Source organism: Geomonas terrae (assembly GCF_004791675.1).
GTDB classification, from domain to species: Bacteria; Desulfobacterota; Desulfuromonadia; order Geobacterales; family Geobacteraceae; genus Geomonas; species Geomonas edaphica.
In genome coordinates, this window is record NZ_SRSC01000001.1 from 372564 (window position 1) to 390783 (window position 18220).

The window sequence follows — 18220 nt, forward strand, 5'->3', positions numbered from 1 at the left end:
GTCACTTTCCGGTTTTGGAAGCCTTCCCCCCCTTGACGTACTTCGCGAAGCGTGCCTGCAACTTGGCAAGCGACGCCCGGTCCGGGTACTTCTTAAGACCTGCGGCAACCCGCGCCATGCGCTCGTCCAGCGGCGGATGGGTCGAGAACCAGGAACCGTTCTTCGTCGCCGTCGCCTCCTGGCGCTTGAGCTTTTCCAGTACGGTCGTCATGGCTGAAGGGTCGTAGCCGGTCCGGTAGGTGGTCTCCAGGGCGGCCTGGTCCGCCTCGAACTCCATCCCCTGGTCGAGCCCCTTGTCGAAGAGGGTCGATTGCATGTCGCCGATCATCGATTCGAACTGCTGCCCCTTGCTCCCCTTCATGGTCGCGGCGGTGATGCTCGCCGCCCCTTGCAGGAACTGGGCGCGCCGGATGCTTTTCAGGGCGTGCTTCTCGGCCACGTGCCCCACCTCGTGGGCGAGGACAGCGGCAAGTTCCGCCTCGTTGTCCAGGAGGCTCAAAAGCCCCCTGCTGATGAAGACGATGCCGCCGGGGGCGGCGAAGGCGTTTTGCACCGGGCTGTCCAGCACCACGAAGCGGTACGGGATGGTGGAGCGGCGGCTGTTGCGCGCCACGGCGTTACCCACCAGGTTCACGTACTTCTGCAACGCCTCGTTGTTCACCGGCTTGCCGAAGCGCTGCATGCTGTCAAGCGCGAGGCTCTCGCCGACGGTGCACTCGGTCTGGTAGGTCATCTCCTGCGACGAGGAGAGCACCTGGGTCGCACCGGAGAGGATTTTCCCCTCCTTGGACTCCGGGTTCATCAGGTTGTTCAGCTTGTCCTGCCATCCGGCGTGGGCCGGTAGCGCGGCGAGGCAGGAGAGAGCCGCAAGGGAAACGATCAGTCTTTTCATGGGCATCCTCCTTTAGCGGGCGTACTCGCCGATTTTTCCTTCCTTGAGGAAGGTCTTCACTTCTTTGTCGGAAACCTTGCGGGCGAGGATCCGGTCCAGCTCCTTCTTGAGCGCTTCCGGCGTACCGTGCTGTTTCGCGTACGCGGCGGTTTCCGGGGAAAGGCCGCGGATGCTGCGGGCGCTGTCCGCCTTCGCCGTGTTGATCTGGCTTTGCTGCATGGTGCCACCTAAAAGGCCGTCGCCTCCCCCCACCTCGGCGACCGGTGCCGCATCGGCGACCCGCCCTGCGTAAACCCACCCTTCCTTGCCGTCGGCGGTTTGCACCTTGAGCCAGCGTCCCCCGTCCTCGACCAGGGTGAGCTCAGCCCCCACCGGCAGGTCCGCCAGGTTCGCAGCGCTTACCGACTGCTCGCTCTTCAACGTGGTCCCTTCGCTTACCACCCAGCGCTTCTCGGCGCCGAACGCCGTGGCCGCCGCCAGCATCAAGAGGGCGGCGAAAACCGTTTTCTTCATGGTCACCTCCGTTATGGCCGGAATGGCTCCGGCGCTTCGTTACTTGTAATCACCCGTTAGTACGAATGCCCCCCAGTAGCCGGGGTGCGGGTAGCGCTTTCTCACGTGCTGCATGGCGAGACCGAGCGCCTGCGCCTTGTCGGTGCCGGCGTAGTCCCGGTAGAACTGCTTCATCAGGATGGCGCTCGAGACGTCGGAAACGCGCCACAGGCTCGAGACCAGGGCGTGGGTCCCGGCGAAGATGAAGGCGCGGTTCATGCCGATCACGTCGTCACCGCTCTTCACGTCGCCAAGACCGGTCTGGCAGGCGGAGAGGACCACAAGGTCCGCCTTGATATCGAGCCCGAACACCTCCTCGGCCTGCAGCCTGCCGTCGTTTCCGGCGTCCTTTGCGAGCCTGATCGAGGAGAAGAGCGGGTTCACCGGGTCGAACTCCCCGTGCGAGGCGAGATGAATGATACCGAACCGTGAGATATTCTCACGCACCCAGCTCTCTGTGGCGCGCTCGCGGGTCAGCATGGTCACATCCGCGTAGTTCCAGCGCAGCGTCCCCGCCTCCTTCTCGGCGAACGGCAGGTCAAGCGAGGCGTTGCCGAGGTCGGGGTTGCCGATGGCTAAGATGCGCAGGTTCTTCGCCGCCTGGCGCCGGGCCAGGGTGTTGCGGTACACCGAGGCGGCCGGGAGGTGGAACAGGTTATGCCGGTCCACCAGGTAATCGCGCCCGTCGTAGAGGGTCGCGAAGGAGAGGTAGTGGAGGCTGCCGTGCGGCACGATCCCCACCGTGTTCCCCTGCGCCACGCCGGACAGGGGGGCGGCGAGGAGCATCCGGTAGAGCTCCCGGGAGTTCTCCTCCAAGGGCTCCAGGTTCTGCAGCATGCGCCGATAGGTGGCGATCTTACCGGAGAGCTCGGCGGCCGGGACCGGGAGGACGAAGAGGCGGCTAGCCTCGCGCTCCAGGCGCCAACACAGGAGCCGGTCCGGGAGCTGGTAGTAGGAGAGCAGGGTCACCCCCGGCTCCAAGAGCGAGCGCACCTCCGGCACGGTGACCGGCGCCACCTTGATGAGCGACAACAGTTCAGGGCGGCGACGCTCTATGTCGACCAGAAGGTCCTGGTAGGAGCCGCGCAGCCGCTCGAGTGCCGCCTGGTACATGGCGCGCTCCGACGGGTTCGCCGCCTGCTGCGCCAACTGCTCCTGCTCGACGATCTGCTCACGCAACCGGTTCTGACGCTCGTAGAGATCGCGGTCGGCGCCGCCGGCAAGCGAGAGGCGCTGCCGCCCCAGGATGTCGATCAGATTCCTGGCGCGGGAGCGCTCGGCGACGGCGAAGGCCTCGTCGTCACGCCCAAGTTCAACCAAAAGCCCGACCAGCCCCTGGTAAACGTCCATCTTGTCGGCGAGGAAGCCGTCCTTCAGCTGGTCCAGTTTGATCTCGGCACGCAGCTCCTCGATGGTAGCGAGCGCGTCGCGGTAGGAGGAGACGGCACCTTCCCGGTCCCCGGCACCCTCTTTCAGACGGGCGAGCCCCAGGAGGGCGCGCCAGCGCACCTCGCGCAGCAGCATGAGGTCGGCGAGCTCGAGCGCCTTCTTGTAGCTCTCCTGCGCCTCGCCTTTCATGCCGCTTTTGGCCCGGGCGTCCCCGAGGGAGAGGTGGATCTTCGCCTGGTTCACCCGGTCGCCGGTGCCGTCGGCAAGCGTCGCCGCTTCGGCAAGGAGCTTCAGCGCCCCGGCGGGGTCTCCCATCTTGAGGCGGGTTTGTCCCAGGTTTCTCAGGTCATAGGCGATGGCCCAGCGCGAGCCCAGGGCGCGGTCGATGGCAAGCGCCTCCCCAAGAGACTGAAGCGCCCCCTGGTAATCTCCCGACTCGCGCCGCACAAGCCCTATGTTGTTCAGCGTGGTCGCCCTCTCGTCCCGGCGCGCCTCCAACTTGCCGGAAAGTTCCAGCGCCTGTTTCAGCTCGGTCAGCGCCCGCCTTGAGTCCCCCAGGGTCCACCAGATGAGGCCGCCGGTGTTTTTCGCCATCACCTCTTCCAGGGGCCAGTTTTCCCTCTGCGCGGCCCGCTCCACCTGTTCGCGCATATCGAAGGCGTCCTGGTAGCGCCCCTGGAACCAGGCGTTGTTCCCCTGTTCAAGGACGATCCGCATCCGGGTCTTGAGCGCGGCGTCCCCCACCTTCCCGAGCGCCTCGCGGTAAAGGAGGTCCGCATCCGCGAAGTTCCCGAGCAGGCGCCGGCAGCGCCCCCGCTCCAGGATGGTCTCGGCCTCCAGCGCCCGGTTGCCGTTTTTCGCGTAGAGCTCCTGTGCCTTCGCATAGTAGCGCTCGGCGGCGGCGAACTGGTTCAGGCGCAGGTCGAGGATGCGCCCGAGGTTCCGGTACTGGTCGGCCAGGTTCAGTTCGTCCTTCAACTGGGCATTCAGCCCCGCCGCCTCCTCGAAGAGGGAGCGGGCCGCCGGGTAGTCCACCGCGTTCTCCATCACCGCGCCGAAATCGGAGAGCGCCGCGGCCTGCTCCTTCGCAAGCCCCAGGTCGGCGAAGATGGAGACCCCCTCCTTGAGCGATGCGGCCGCCTCGGAGAAATGCTCCAGGCGTCCCTGCAGAAGACCGAGCCTGAAGAGCGCATCGGCGTGCTCGGCCGAGTACGGCTTTTCCTTCGCAAGACGTTTCACGAGGAGGTCCGCATGGAGGACGGCACGCTCGGTGAGCCCGGCGCCGAAGGCGCTCTCCCGCGCATGGCGGTGCAGGGGAGCGCGCTGTTTGGCAAGCTCCGGCGTCGCGTCCGCCACGACGAGCGCATTGTCGAATAGCGCCAGGGCCTGCGCGTAGCGCCCCTCGTTGTGCGCCGTCACCGCGCGTTTCACCACATCGTTGAACTGCTTCTTGGCGAGAAGCGCGCTCTCGGCGGCGTTGCCACCCCAGTCGCCGATCAGGAGCCAGCCTGGAGGGAGATCGCGCCGCGCCGTGGCGAGGGAGGCGTCCGCGTAGCTTTTCACGAAGGGGGAGAGATCGGTGCCGCTCCCCTCGGAAAGAAGCAGGCTCGGCACCCCGGCGAGCGAAGCGAGCTGCCCGAGATAATAGGCTTCATCCTTCCCCCCGCGCGGAGCGACTATCAGCGAGACCGACTCGCCCCGTGCCAGCGAGAGAAGATCGCGACGCGCCCCGGTGCCGTCCTCGAAGAGGGCATCGCCCCCCCCTCCCCCGCCGGGACGGGCGGGTACCGTCGGGAGGAGCCCGGCGGCGCCGGGGAGGGTCAGGGTGTGGGCGTCGGGCAGCCGCTCCGGCAACCCGTCGGGGGGGAGCTTTGCGAAGGGGGGAAGCGACGGCCATACGCCGGCCGGGTCGAGGACCTGCGTCCTGAGCGGTCTGCGCTGCTCTATGCTCTGCAAGAGCTGGCTCGCACTCACCCCCCAGGTGAGGACGCGGGCGTCGGCGAAGGCACCAGGCTCCTCGTAGATGGCGACGAGCGCGGGATCGTTCAGGCGCGAGACGACTGCGGCGCGCGTCACGGTTTCGGCGCGGACACCCTCCTTGCCACCCAAGGTGAAGAGGAGGAAGCGGTCGCCGGGAAGCGCCACCATGCGGAGCACGCTTCGTCCAGGGAGCCGTTCCAAAACGTCGATCGCCTCGGCGGGCTGCGGTGTGAGCGCCCGGCAAAGACGCGGCGCCTTACCGGAGACGCATCCCTTGCGGAAGGAGGCAAGACGGGCCCGGAAGCCCTCTTCCTTCTCGCCCCCCGGAAGGGCCGACGCCGACGCGGCGAGACGCAGGGCTGCAGGACCGGCCGCGGCGTAGTAAGGGGGAAGGAGCCCCAGGTCCTTGCCGAGCATGGCGTCGAGAACCGCCTGTTCCTGCTCGGCGCGCAGCTTCAGATAGGCGGGGTCCGCAGGCGCCGGGCCGGCAAGCTCGGCGCGAACCCGGTCCAGTTCGAAGAGGTGCGGTGCCGCCTTTTGCAGGAGGGCGAGCACGGCGGGGTCGTCCATGCCGAGAAGGCTTTTCCCGAGGATCTGGACCCGCTCCAGTTCGGAGAGGCGCTCCACGAGTGCGAAGCCCTGTTCCGGGTCCTTCACGGTCAGCGCCTCGATGCGGGGAGCGAAGCGCTCGGTGAGCTCGCCTAGGTGCAGGTCGTATTGCGTGTGGGGGAGCCGGTCGAGGAGTTTCAGCGCCTCGTCGAAGTCGCCTAGGCCAGCGAGCGCACGCCAAGCCATGGCACCGTTACCGGCGGCGCGCGCCTCGGCGAGAGCATCTCGGTAACCGGCAGCCGCCGCGTCAGCGAGGCCGAGCGAGGAGAGCGCCGCCGCACGGTTCAGACGGGCAGCGAGAAGCAAGCCCCCTCCCCTTGCGGGAGGGGGGGACGTAGAGGAAGGTTGCCGCAGCACGCGGTCCCACATCCCGATAGCACGGTAGACGAGGGCTTGACGGCTGCCGTCGTCGGGACGGCCGGAGGCGAGACGGGCCAGGATGGCGCCGGAGTCGTTGCCGTAGCGCGCCAAAGCATCGGCGGGAAGGGCGCCGCGGTAGGAGTCGGCAAGGGCGGAGACGCGGCCCTGCGCCGCCAGGAACTCGGCCACCGCCTCCGGCGCGGCGTCGGCCGGGATGAGCATCCCCCAGTTCACCAGGTTCAACATGGCGCCGACGGCGTTGCTGCTTCGAAGCGCGATCTCGGTCCCTTTCCGGAACCCTTCCGCAGCCCCGGCGCGGTCGCCGCGCGCGTAGTCGAGCTGTGCGGCACGGTGGCTCAGGAGCCCGACGCCAAAGAGGTCGCCCTCGGCGAGCTGATCGACCCGAGCGGGGTAGCGGCCGAGAAGCTCCTTGAAGAGCCGCGCCGCAGCCTGGTTATCGCCAAGCTCGGAGGCGATGCGGGCGAGATAGCTCTGCGCGAGGCGCCGCTCCTGCTCGGTAGAGAAACCGAAGGCGGCCTCGGTGGCGTCCCCCTTGTTCAGGGCGACGTCGGCGCCCACCTTGATCAACCCGCCGCCTCGCTTCGGCGCCGCTTTCTTCGCGGAGGGGTAGCGGTCCAGTAGCGTCAGCACCTCGTTGAAGCCGTCCCGGGAGAGTTCGAGGAACCTCAGTCTGTCGCCACCCGAGGCGCTCTCGGCCTGGCGGTAGAGGGCGATGCTCGCGGAACGGCGGTTCGCGGCCAGGTTCGCCGTCCTGCCCAGGTCGCGGTTCAGGCGGTAGGCCACGTCGAAACGCTCCGCCGCCTCCTTGAAACGCTCGGCATCGAAGAGGGCAAGCCCGAGCCGATCGCTCAGTTTCGCCTGCGTCTCCACCAGGCGCGGCACGGCGGCGAGCTCACGCTCCACGGCGGCCGCCATGGCGGTCAGTTCCAGAACGTACTTCTCCCCCTGCGGGATTCCGGCGCCGGCTGCGGCGACCAACTCCTTTTCACGGGAGAGAAGCTTTTTCAGCGCCGCCTCGAAGCGCTCCCATGCGGGGGAAGGGGGTGGCTCCACGCGCTCCGCGCCGAGAACTTCCAGCTCCGCGTTGATCTCGCGCTGCCGGGCAAGCAGGCGCTCCCGCTCCGGAGAGAGCTTTTCCCCGGCGAAGAGACGCTCGTTCGCCCGGCGCGTCAGGCGGCCGAACTGCTCGAGCGCCCGCGCCGGATCGAGCCGGGACTGGGCAAGGGAAAGCGCACGGCCATAACCTTCGATGGCAGCGTCCTTCTCCCCCACCTGAAACGCGGCCGCGGCGTAGCGCTCGTGGAAGAGAAGCTCGGTCTCCGGGTTGTCGAAGGGGACCTTGGAGGCGAGACGCTGGCGGTAGAAGCTCCACGCCGTCGCGTTCCTCCCTAGCAGAAAAGCGACGTTGCCGATGTTCAAGGAGAGGTTGGCGGCGTTCTCCGGGTTCACCTCGGGACGGTTCAAAAGCTTCGCCCTGCGGTAGAGGTTCAGGGCGCGCTCGAGCCCTCCCGCCTCGCCATGCACCGTCTCGAGCACCTCGGCGATGTAGCCGCGGGTCTGGAAGGGGTACTCGGAGCCGGGAATGCGCTCGGCGGAGCGCGCGATGAGACGGTCTCCCTCCTTGAGCGCATCCTTGCCGGGGAGGTAGGTGAGGCAGAGCCCGGCAGCGTAGAGGAGCACCGGGTCGTCCGGGTACTTCTTCAGCATCTCGCGGTAGAGCGCCAGAAGCTCCGGGGCCTGTCCCTGGGCGGCGACCGACTTCACGTAACCCCGATGCGCCTCGAGGCTGCGCCCATCGTAGCGGATCAGGTCCAGGAAGGCGGCGCGGGCCGCGGCGATCTCGCCCAGGCGGTACAGGCTCTCCCCGGCGGCGAGGCTCTTCCTGATGTAGGCGGCACGGGCCAACTGGTAGAGCGGCGCGTCCTCGGGGTGCAGCGCCATTTCCTTCTCGTACAGGGCGGTCGCCTCGCCGAAGCGCTCCTCGCGGTATAGGATCTCGGCGAGCGCGAAACGGGCCGCCGCCGTCGGTGTCGCAAGCGGCGGGAACTGCTCCAGCACGGTGCGGTAGGCGTCCTTCGCGCGCACCCAGTCGCCGCCGCGGTAGGCAAGATCGCCGCTTCGGTTCCAGGCGCCCATGGCGAGGCGCGGCAGGGTGGTGCGGTACTGCTCGGCCAAGGCCGCCAGGCGCTCGCGCGGCTCGGTCGAACCCGCGGTCAGCTGGTCCAGGATGCCGGCAATGGCCGCCTCGGCCCAGCGCTCCTGCCGGTCGTAACGCTTGGCCACCTCGACCAGTGCGCTAACGGAACCCTCGCCCCCCTCGATTGCCGAGAGGAGACGGGCGCGGCGGTAGGCGGCTTCCCCCCGGAGCGCCTCGTCCACGGCGGGATCGGCGGCGGCCTTTTCGAGGAGTGCGATGGCGGCCAACTGGTCTCCCGCGCCGGAGCCGTACTCGGCCTGCAGGCGCGCGGAATCGATGAGCGCCCGCGCCGCAGCGTCGCGCCCCTTGTTCCCGGCCGCGGCGACCATTTCCCGCTGCGCTTCGGCGATCACTTCGCTGCGCCTCCCGGCCACGACGACCTCCTCGCAGCGCAGGGCGGCCCGCAGCCGCACCCCTGCAACCTGCGCGAGAGCGGCCTCGGCCGGGAACGCGGCGTAGCGCTTAGCCGCCTCCTGGTAGCGCTCCAGGGCGCCGGGATAATCCTTCGCCTCTTCCATGAGCCCGGCAAGTGCCAGCGAGGCAAGCGCCCCCTCGCGGCTCGCGGCTTCCTCCCGCGCCAGGACGCGCAGGAGGGCGAGCCTTGCCGTCGCCGGATCGGCGGGCTGGCGCTCAAGGATCAGGCGTGCCAGGTCCCACTGGGAGGCGAGGTCGGACCGGTCCGGGATTTCACCGGAAAGGGGAAGCGAGACCACCTGTCCCCCGGCCGCTCCGCCGGCGACGAAGAGCACCCCGTCGGGGGCGGGAACCGGCGCAACGGTGGAGAGAAGGCCCGAGGTGAGTGGGAACGCGGCGGGGAGGCCCCCCTCGCCTGCACGTTTCAGTTGCAGCCGGAAGACGGCGCCCCCTTCCGGCCCGGTGGCGGAGTCCCCGGCGGGAGGGGCGAAGCGGGTGAAGAGGATGGTGTCGTCGTCCTGCCAGGCGGGATAGAGGTCGCGCTCCGCCCCCGCGGTGAGCGGGCTCAGGCGCCTGGCGCGGAGGTCCCAGAGCCAGAGGTCGCCGCCGGGGTCCTTTTCCCGCGAGACGAAGGCTATGCGGCCGCCGTCCGGCGAGGGGACCGCGAAGGCAGCGTCGATGCCGATGGGGATGGTCTCCCCCCTGCCGGAGGCGAGGTCGAAGCGGACAATTTCGCGGCGCCCGGAACCGGGGAGCTCACGCTGGTAGAAGAGAACGTTCCCGTCCCTAGCGAAGGAGGGGGCGTCCTCGCCGGCGTCGTTGCCGGTCAGGCGCACCGGTTCCGCGTCCGGCCTGACGAGATCCAGAAGCCAGATGTCCCCCTTCAGGTCGTCGCGCTCATCGGTGAAGGCGAGCCGGGTCGCGCCGGCGTCGAAGGCGGGGGCGGCTATGCGCACCGGGCTCTTGCGCAAAAGGCGCGGCAGCCTATCCGTGGCGCCGGTCGGGTGCAGCCAGAGTTCGTACCCCGCATCCCCCTTTTCCACCGTCGCCATCCATTTGCCGTCGAGGGAGCGCGCCGCGTAGAGCACCGACTGCGGCGTGTAGAGCGCGGCGGCAGGCGCCGTCTCCGGGCGCGAACGCGGAGCCGGGCGTGGTGCCGCGGGGGCTAAGAGTTCCTCACCGAGCGGCACCGCTTCCGCGACGCCCGCGGCAAGGAGCGAGGCGAGAGCCAGGAAGAGGGCTGTTTTTCTTGCCGACGCCTTCATCGGGCGCCCCACGCCCCGTCGTCCTGCTGCACCCTGGTCCCCGGTGCGCTGTTCTGACGGTTGATCCGGGCGAAGACCTTGCGGATCGCCGGGAGGTCGCCCGCGGTGAAGTTCTCGTTGGTGCGCACCACCCGGTTCATCAGAACCTCGCGGGAGCGGTTCACCTCGCCGACCACCTGGCGGAACTCACCCTCGCTGTAGCGCGCCGCAAAGGCCTTCAGGTCGGCGGGGGCCTTTTCCGGGACCTCGCGTGCGAAGGGGGTCAACGTCCCATCCAGGTTCTCCCCGACCCAGCCGAGCCGCTTCAGGGTGTCCACGTCGTCGGCGTGGAAGGCGATGGTTTCCAGGGCCTGCGCCGCCTCCTGCTGTTCCGGGGAGTGTTTCGGCGGCGTTTCCACCTTCCCGGTCGGCGAGACACCGCGCACAGAGGCGACGAGCAGCACGTCCTCGGAGAGGGCGTTGTAGGTGCCGAGCACCTGGTTCTCCAGGGAGGTCCGTTCGCTCACCACGTTCACGTCGACCTTGGCGAGGGTGCAGCCGGATGCAAGAAGAAGGGCGAGGGCAAGGGCGATGGACATTTGACGATTGACGATTGACAACGGGAAGCCGCCCCTCCCCCTGGAGGGGGGAGGCTGGGAGGGGGGAAGGCCGGTCGAGCTGCTGCGCTCCCCCTCCCTGACCCTCCCCCTTTGGGGGCGGGGATGCCGCAACTTGCTCGAAAGCAGCAAGGGTTTAAACGTAGAACGTAGAACGCAGAACGTAGAACGTGTTTCATTCCACATGTTTTCTCCTTTTCAGGGACAGCTTCCCCTTTTCGTCGACGACAAGGGTGTCGGAGCGGACCAGGTCGAGGAGCAGTTGGGAGCTCCTTATCGCCTGGATCAGGCTTTTCAGCTCGTTGTCTATCGGCAGCTCGGAAAGACGCAGACGGTCGATCCTCGGGATGGCGACGTCAACCCTCTTCACGGCAAGCTCCCCTTCGCAGTCGAGCGCACCGTCCACGGCGCTCACCCGGAGCCCCTTCAGATCGGCCATCTTGAGCGCCTTTCGCTGCGCCACGATCTTCTCGTTTCTCTGGTACGGGTCGACGGCGAAAAGGGCACGGTCCAGGACCCGCGAACTGAAGTGGCGCAGGTTCAAGTTCATACGCATCCCTTCCAGAAGCGCCCTCTTCTCGGTGGCAAGCGGCGCGGAAAGGCTCAGCTCGCCGGTCAGCTCTCCCTCGCCTCCGGGACGGAGAGAACCTGCGGCCGGAAAGAGCAGCACCGGATCGAGGCGCGAGAAGTTGCAGTAGGTAGAAAGGACCGGGGTCGGCCCGGTGAGGTCGATCATGCCGCGGGCGCGCACCGTCCCCCCGGCGAACTCGGCCTGGAAGAAGGAGAGACCAAGCGATTCGGGCTCCAGGAGGAGGTCGGCCTCGAGGGCGCTCGCGGCAAGCGGCAGGGCGCCGGACCTGAAGGAGGCGCTGCGGACACCGATCTTACGTGGACCGCTGCTTTCGCCGCGCAGGTCCTGGTAGATCCGGTTCGCGAGATCGGAGTTCGCCACGGTGAACGGGGCAACCGGAGCGGGACGCACGAGTGCTGTGGAGAGGGGCTCCCACGTCTCCCCCTTTCCTTGCGCCAGCGCATAGGTCCGGTCGAGCACGAGGTCGGCGCGCATGCCGTCCGCCCCCACCCCCTTGCCGTCGGCAGCGCCCAAGTCGCGGCACTTGCCGTAGCCGCGCACCTTCAATTCCCTGGCCGCGGTCAGATCGACACGCGCGCCTACGGCGACGTTGCCGGCGAGGCGCCATCCCGCGATGACCTGCTTCGCCTCTGGGGGGAAGTTCCCCTCCAGGTGGGCGAACATGGTGGCGTCGAGACGCTTCAACATGGTCGCCGTGTCGAGCTTCAGCTCGCGCTCATCCATGAGCGCGTCGAGGCGCCCAACGGTGAGCTCGGCCACCTGGGAAAGGCCCAGCGACGCCACGGTCAGTTCCTCGGTCAGGCGAAGCTCCTTCCAACCGGAGAGTTCACCCTGCAGCTTGAGTGCGCCCGATTGCAAAGGGAGCGTCGCCGCCGTTCCGGTAAGCCCCTCGAGTGCCGCGAAGCGCACACCGCCATCGATGGCGAGGGGAAGATCGGCGCGCGGCACGGAAAAGCGCAGCTGCGGCGCCGTGCTTAACCCCTTGATCCGGTACCCTCCCTGCGCGGCAGGAAGCTTCAGGTCCATGTCGTTCAGCTTGACGGTCAGCTCGCCGCGCTCCAGCAGGGCGACACCCCCCTTCGCCTTGCGCAGCGGGTTCGTCTCCGCGGGAGCCTGCGCGAACGGCAGCGGCAGGGCCAGGTCCCACGCGGCGGAGGCGAGCCCGGCCGCGTCGAAGCCGGCGGGGAGGAAGGGGGCGGCAACCGGCATGAGGCGGCGCAGGTCGATGTGCGCCTCCCCCTTGGTCGCAGCGAGTTGCCTCCCCTCTCCGGTGAGCGCTACTTGGGCGGTGAGGGTAAGCGCGTCAGACGCGGCCAGGGCGAAGTGCGCCTGCGCCACCGTCGGGCTCCCCTTACCCTTGGCCGGCAGATGCACCCCTTCCGCGGCGAGATGCGCGGCGAAGGGGCGCAGCGTCACAACCCGCGCCCCCTGGCGCGCCCGCAGCGACGCGGCCTCGAGATTTAAAAGCGGAAGCGACGCGTCCACGGCGCCGCCGGAAAGCACGCGTCCCTTGAGCGAGACCTCCTCGCGCAGCTTCTCGAACGCCAGGTCCTCCCCAACGGCCAGCCGCTCGATACCCAGGCTCTGGACGGCGTCGGCGACGGCGCGCTTTCCCTTCAGGTCGATGCCGGAGAGGTTCAGGGCCACCCGCCCCCGCATCCCCTGCGCGCGCAGGGGCTTCTTCCCCCCCACCTCGAGCGTTGCGACGGAAAGGGATAGTCCTGCAGTCGCCCGCACCGGCGTCATCTTTTTAAGCGGCAGGACGGCCCGGTCGAGGGTAAGCACGATTCCCTCCCCCTGCACCGCACCGGCGGGGCGCTTCAGGGAAAGCCGCGGCAGGGAGAGAGCCAGCCCGGACACCGCCACCTCGCCGTCGTTTTCCGGCCCCTTGAGACGCGCGGTTAGCCTCGCAAGGGTCGCGCTCCCGGTCAGGTCCTTGAGCGGCAGTCCCTTGGCGAGGAAGGGGGCGGCGAGCGCGGCCGCGCGGGAAAGTTCCAGGCGCACCCCGGAAAGCTCGGCGGAGACGGCGCGAGACTTTTCGGTGGGACGGTCGACTACGGCACTCCAGGACGCGGTGAGAAGTCCCGGGCTCGCGAGGCTCCCCTCGCTGAAGGTCACCTGCTGGCGCTTGTAATCACTCTTCAGTTTCTGGCGCAGGCGAAGGTCGAGGGGCGCCACCGTCCCCCTTTTCCCCGGGAGCTTGCTTACGGACAGGCGCTCGCCGTCGAGCGCAAGTGCCAGGCGCAGGTCACCCGCCTGATCGGTCTCCCCATCGAGGGCCACCTGGAGAGCGCCTCCAAGCTCCGGCAGAGGCTTCTTCGCCAAAGGCGTCGCCAGTTTCATCACCTCGGCAAGGGAAAGGTGCAGCCTAGCCTTCAGCCCCTCCGGGCGGGACACGCCTCCTTTCACGTCGAAATCGACGCCGGGAAGACCGGCCTGCACCGCGAAAAGCGCCGCAGACGGCTTGATGCGATGTCCCGCGGTGATGAGGTCGGCGACCCGCACCTTGAGGCGAACCGGCTGGGCTTTGCCGCCGTCGACGGCCACCTCTCCGGTGAGCGACGCCGTGGCCGGCAGCGTGGAAAGCGACGGGACCGCGAGCCCGAAGGCGAAGTTATCCATGAGGAGCTCGCGCTTGGAAGCCGGGTCGGCGTAACGCAGCGTCATCGGGGCCGCGTCGACCATCGCCCGCACCTCGACCGGAAGCGGCCATTCCATGGTGTGAAACTTCTGCACCCCTTCCGCGATCCGCGTGAGCGGGTCCGCCAGCTTCTCCTGGGGCTTTTGCGGCCCCGGGGCGAGATCCGCATCCAGCCTCGCGAGTTTCACGTCGAGGCTCACGCGCCAGCGCCCGGAGCTCTCCTCGCGGGAAAGGCCGGGAACGATCTTCAGCTCCTTGAGGGCGGCACGCAGCAGCGGGGGCGGCCCTTCACCCAGGTTAAGGCCGGAGACGGCGATGCCGCGGGACCAGGAGGCGGTGAGATCATCCCAGGAGATGGGACGTTTGAGGGCCTTGGAGATACCGAGTCTCAGCAGGGATTGCACCGGCGAGGTGGAGATGAGTGTCGGCAGGGACACCACGAGCAGCACCAGAAGGAGGAGTCCGGCCAGCGCCACCGCGCTCCCGACCAGGAGAACGCGTCTGAGGCGGATTGTGCTGATGTAGGCGAGGAGACGAGGGCGCATCGGTCAGGGTCCCGGGAGGTCCAGCGGAAGTTGCGAGGCAATTTCTCTTATCATCTCCCACTTTTAAAGTCAAACGGCGCGGTCCCTCAGCGCAGGAGCCGGTGGCAGATGCCGCAGAGCTGGTCGCCCGCCCGTATCAGGTGTGGCGCGGGTTGCGTGAGATCATGGCAGGAGAGGCAGGTGATCTTGCCGTCCTCGAGAATGCACCCCGCGGCAAGAACCTCGGCCGCCGACGCGTACTCCATCTCTTTGCCAAGCGGGGGGTAGCGGTGCATGAGGGAATGGTCGTTGGTGTAGAGACAGTGGTCGTCAAGACATATGGCCACCGGATGTGTCGAGCCTTCAGAGTGACAGGCGATGCACTCCTGCATGGTGAGGATGCCGCTGGCGCTGGTCAGGTGGTCGAGGTTCGCCTCCCCCATGCGCAAGAAGAGTAAGGCACCCAAAGCAACAGCGAGCGTCGCTGCCAGCCATATATGAATCTTTCCTGATTCAGGCATAAGGCCTCCAGTTCATGGAAGTCTTCAACTCTATCAGCGGCACTGATTCCCGGTATGCCGCTTTGCTACTTTGGGGTGATAAAAAGTCTAGCACGGCAACTATGACAGACAACGGGACCTCGATTATATTCACTTCATTGACCAGTGGCAGCGGCCCCTAAACTTGAGAGTGCGCTCATAATTTCTTTGACCGTCGCCGCACTTCTGATAAAGTGGGCGTTCCGTAAACAGAACGGGCAAGCCTCATCCAAGGAGGAACCTTTCGTGTTGCAGCTTCGCGACGTGGTGAAGTCTTACGAGGGCAAATCAACGGTGACGGCGCTGGGGGGGGTCTCCTTCTCCATCGCCGCGGGGGAGATGGTTGCCATCATGGGGCCGTCGGGGTCGGGAAAATCGACCCTTTTGAACCTGATGGGGGGGCTCGACGTGCCGACCTCCGGACAGGTGCTGGTGGCGGGGAGCGACCTCGCCCTGGAAAGCGAAAAGGGGCGCTCGCTCTTTCGGCGCACGCATGTTTCGTACATCTTCCAGGCCTACCACCTGATGCCGACGCTCAGGGTGCGGCAAAACGTGGCGCTCCCCCTGAGACTGGCCGGCATGGGGGCGAAGGAGGCGGAACTCCGGGTCGAGCGCGCCCTGGCCGAGGTCGGCCTGGAAAAGCGGGGCGACCACCTCCCGGACGAACTCTCCGGCGGTGAGCGTCAGCGCGTCGCCATCGCCCGCGCCCTGGTCACCGAGGCTCCGCTGCTGCTGGCCGATGAGCCGACCGGCAACCTGGACAGCGCCCGCGGCAGGGAGATCCTTGCCCTGCTCCGCTCCATCCACGCCCGGCGCGGCACCACCATCGTCATGGTGACCCACGACCGCGACGCCGCCTCCGCCTGCGACCGCCTCATCCTGCTGCGGGACGGGCGCGTCGAGGAGGACGGCGCGGTCCCGGGAGTCACCCGATGAGATACCTGCTGCGCCACCTCTCCCTTTCCTATGCCCGCCGCCACCTCGCGAAGACCGTCCTCACCCTTTTGGGCGTGGTGGTCGGCGTCACCACCTTCAGCTCGATCAGGACCGCACAGGACGCCCTCGTCGCCGGGATCGGTTCCACCGTGGACCGGGTCGCCGGGAAGGCGCACCTGCAGGTCACCATGGAGGGGGGCGTCCCCGAGGGGGTGCAGGAGCAGCTCAGAAACCTCCCCGGTGTCCGCGCCACCTCCCCGGTGATCGAACAGATCGTGGTCCCGGAGAAGGGAGAGCTCGGGAGTCTCATGGTGATCGGCGTCGACCTCCTGGGGGACCGGGAGATGCGCGACTACGGTTTCGAGGGTGACGACGCCGACCTCGACGACCCGCTCCTGTTCCTTGCCCAGCCCGACTCCGCCCTTTTCACCCGCGAATTCGCCAAGCGTGCCGGTCTCACCACCGGGGGGACGCTGGCGGTCAGGGTCCCGACCGGCATCAGGAAGGTGACCGCGCGCGGCCTCATGAGCCCCAAGGGGTTCGCACAGGCCTTCGGCGGCAACCTCATGGTGGTGGACGTCTACGCCGCGCAGGAGCTCTTCGGCCGGGGACGCCGCTTCGACCGCATCGACGTCCGGCTGGCCGAGGGGGTGACCGTGGCGCAAGGGACCGAGCTGCTCAAAAAGGCGCTCGGCCCGGCGTACCGGGTGGAAACCCCGGCCCGGCGCGGCGAGCAGATGGAGCGCCTCGTGGCGAACTTCACCGCCGGGTTCAACGTCTCCAGCGCCTTCGCCCTCTCCATCGGCATCTTCCTCATCTTCAACGCCTTCAACGTCGCGGTGAACCGCAGGCGGCGCGACATCGGCACCCTGCGCGCCCTGGGCGCCACGCCGCGCCAGGTCCAGCTCCTGTTCCTGGTCGAAGCCCTCATCATCGGCCTTGCCGGCGGGGCGATCGGCTGCGTCGCCGGGACCGCGTTCTCGCAGGCGCTCCTCGTGAGCATGGGGCAGAGCACCGAGATGGTGTACGGCATCAGCGGCTCCGGCATCGTGCACCTAACCCCCGCGGTCGTGGTCCACTCCATGCTGCTCGGGCTCATCGCCTCGCTCGCCGGGGCCTGGGGGCCGGCCCTCGCCGCCTCGCGCATCTCCCCCACGGAGGCCTTCGCCAAGGGGAGTTTCCAGGCGAAGGTCCAGCGCAGGGCGACCCCGAGGATAGTTCTCGGTGCGCTTCTCGTCGCGGCCGCAGCGGGACTCGCCCTGAGCCGTGTCGTGAAGGGAGACGGGCTCGTGCTCCCGGTACTCCTTCTGGGCGGCGTGGGGCTCGTGCTCCTGATCGGCCCGGTCTCGAGGGGGATCCTCCTCGCCCTCGCCCCGGCGCTTGGACGCCTTTTTCCCTCCGCCGGGCCGCTCTCCTGCGACGCCCTTTTGGGGAATCCGCGCCGCAGTGCGGGCACCATCATGGCCATGGCCCTCTCGCTCACCTTCGTACTTGGCCTTGGGGGCTACATGGGGTCGACGCGGCTCACCATCGAGCGCTGGATGGACGACATCCTCACCTGCGATCTCTTCGTGCGCGCCTCGGCGAACTTCTCGCGCCCCGACTTCCTCTACCCCGGAAAACTGAAGGACGAGATCCTCTCCCTCCCCGGGGTGCGCACCGTGGAAAGCTACCGGGCGATAAGACCGCAGTTTCGCGGCAGGCAGATCCTCGTTGGGTCGGTGGAGATGGATACCCTCACCAAGAGGGTGCGCTACGAGTTCGCCCAGGGAGACCTAGCCGGGCTGCGCGACGGCCTCATCAACCGGGGGATGTGCGCGGTCACCGAGAATTTCTATGATCGCTTCGGCCTGGGCAAGGGTGACACCGTCGAACTCACCACCCCGGGTGGCGTGGTGCGTTTCCCCATCGCCGCGGTGATCCGGGACTACAGCTCCGACCAGGGGGCGGTCTTCCTCGACCGCAAGGTGTTTCTGAAGCACTGGCAGGACGACCGCGTCGACATCTACGACGTCTCGGTCACCCCCGGCACCGATCCCGGCAAGGTGCGCGACACGATCCGCGCCCGGCTCTCCGGGCGGTACCCGGCGCTCATCTCGACCCAGCGCGAGTTCAAGGAGGAGATCGGCAAGGCGATCGACGCCTTCTACGCCGTCATGCGCATCACCGTCTTCCTCGCCCTCGGGGTCGCCTTCTTAGGCATCGTCACCTCGCTTCTCATCTCGGTGGCGGAGCGAACGCGCGAGATAGGCATCCTGAAGGCGCTGGGCGCGCTCCCCGGCCAGATCGCCCGCAGCGTGGTGCTGGAGGCGCTGGTGCTCGCCCTGGTCGGGCTCGTCGTCGCCCTCCCCGCCGGAAACCTTTTCGCCTCCTTCATGGAGGGACCGGTGGCGCGCGCCTTCACCGGCTGGGCCATGCCGCACCACTACCCGTGGGAGGTGCTCGGGCAGCTCCTTGTCCTTTTGCCGCTGGTGTCCTTCCTCGCCGCCGGGATCCCCGCACGACAGGCCGCAGCGGTCAAGGTGACCGAGGCGGTCGGGTACGAGTAGGTTCTCCTCCCTCTCCCCCTGGGAGAGGGCCGGGGTGAGGGCGCTGCGTTAGGCGAGACCCCACCTCGTGGCAACGCCCTCACCCGGCCTTCGGCCACCCTCTCCCGGAGGGAGAGGGGATGGACAGGGCTGGGCGAATGATTATTCGCCCCTACACATTCAGT

8 protein-coding genes are annotated in these 18220 nt (G+C 68.0%); 2 read left to right on the top strand and 6 right to left on the bottom strand.

Features of this window, described 5'->3' with window-relative positions; translation table 11 throughout:
• Position 1 precedes the first annotated feature (1 nt).
• The 6 genes from E4633_RS01635 to E4633_RS01660 form a co-directional block, all read right to left on the bottom strand.
• Positions 2 to 892: a M48 family metalloprotease gene (locus E4633_RS01635; RefSeq protein ID WP_135868532.1), complete on the bottom strand. Its 891-nt coding sequence runs from the start codon at positions 890 to 892 to the stop codon at positions 2 to 4.
• A 12-nt stretch (positions 893 to 904) separates the two neighbouring features.
• Entirely contained in the window at positions 905 to 1405 is a 501-nt protein-coding gene (locus tag E4633_RS01640) for an SH3 domain-containing protein (protein ID WP_135868533.1), read from the bottom strand.
• Between the two features lie 39 nt (positions 1406 to 1444).
• Complete coding sequence (locus E4633_RS01645; protein ID WP_135868534.1) at positions 1445 to 9679, bottom strand: CHAT domain-containing protein; 8235 nt, start codon at positions 9677 to 9679, stop codon at positions 1445 to 1447.
• Positions 9676 to 10278 (bottom strand): DUF1318 domain-containing protein, encoded by a 603-nt coding sequence (locus E4633_RS01650; RefSeq protein WP_246037864.1) that lies wholly within the window; start codon positions 10276 to 10278, stop codon positions 9676 to 9678. The genes E4633_RS01645 and E4633_RS01650 overlap by 4 nt, the downstream gene beginning before the upstream one ends.
• 172 nt (positions 10279 to 10450) lie before the next feature.
• Positions 10451 to 14053, bottom strand: coding sequence for a translocation/assembly module TamB domain-containing protein (locus E4633_RS01655; RefSeq protein ID WP_135868535.1), 3603 nt, complete (start codon positions 14051 to 14053; stop codon positions 10451 to 10453).
• Between the two features lie 86 nt (positions 14054 to 14139).
• Positions 14140 to 14553, bottom strand: a complete 414-nt coding sequence (locus E4633_RS01660; RefSeq protein ID WP_135868536.1) for a hypothetical protein — start codon at positions 14551 to 14553, stop codon at positions 14140 to 14142.
• Positions 14554 to 14817: 264 nt separating this feature from the next.
• On the opposite strand from E4633_RS01660, the gene E4633_RS01665 reads away from it, so the two are divergent.
• Together E4633_RS01665 and E4633_RS01670 are read left to right on the top strand one after the other, a co-directional pair.
• Complete coding sequence (locus tag E4633_RS01665) at positions 14818 to 15507, top strand: ABC transporter ATP-binding protein (RefSeq protein ID WP_135868537.1); 690 nt, start codon at positions 14818 to 14820, stop codon at positions 15505 to 15507.
• Positions 15504 to 18056, top strand: coding sequence for an ABC transporter permease (locus E4633_RS01670; RefSeq protein WP_135868538.1), 2553 nt, complete (start codon positions 15504 to 15506; stop codon positions 18054 to 18056). The genes E4633_RS01665 and E4633_RS01670 overlap by 4 nt, the downstream gene beginning before the upstream one ends.
• Positions 18057 to 18220 lie beyond the last annotated feature (164 nt).

Coding starts and splice junctions, on each gene's coding strand:
- E4633_RS01635 (WP_135868532.1), bottom strand. CDS start 892: ATGAAAAGACTGATCGTTTCCCTTGCGGCTCTCTCCTGCCTCGCCGCG.
- E4633_RS01640 (WP_135868533.1), bottom strand. CDS start 1,405: ATGAAGAAAACGGTTTTCGCCGCCCTCTTGATGCTGGCGGCGGCCACG.
- E4633_RS01645 (WP_135868534.1), bottom strand. CDS start 9,679: ATGAAGGCGTCGGCAAGAAAAACAGCCCTCTTCCTGGCTCTCGCCTCG.
- E4633_RS01655 (WP_135868535.1), bottom strand. CDS start 14,053: ATGCGCCCTCGTCTCCTCGCCTACATCAGCACAATCCGCCTCAGACGC.
- E4633_RS01660 (WP_135868536.1), bottom strand. CDS start 14,553: ATGCCTGAATCAGGAAAGATTCATATATGGCTGGCAGCGACGCTCGCT.
- E4633_RS01670 (WP_135868538.1), top strand. CDS start 15,504: ATGAGATACCTGCTGCGCCACCTCTCCCTTTCCTATGCCCGCCGCCAC.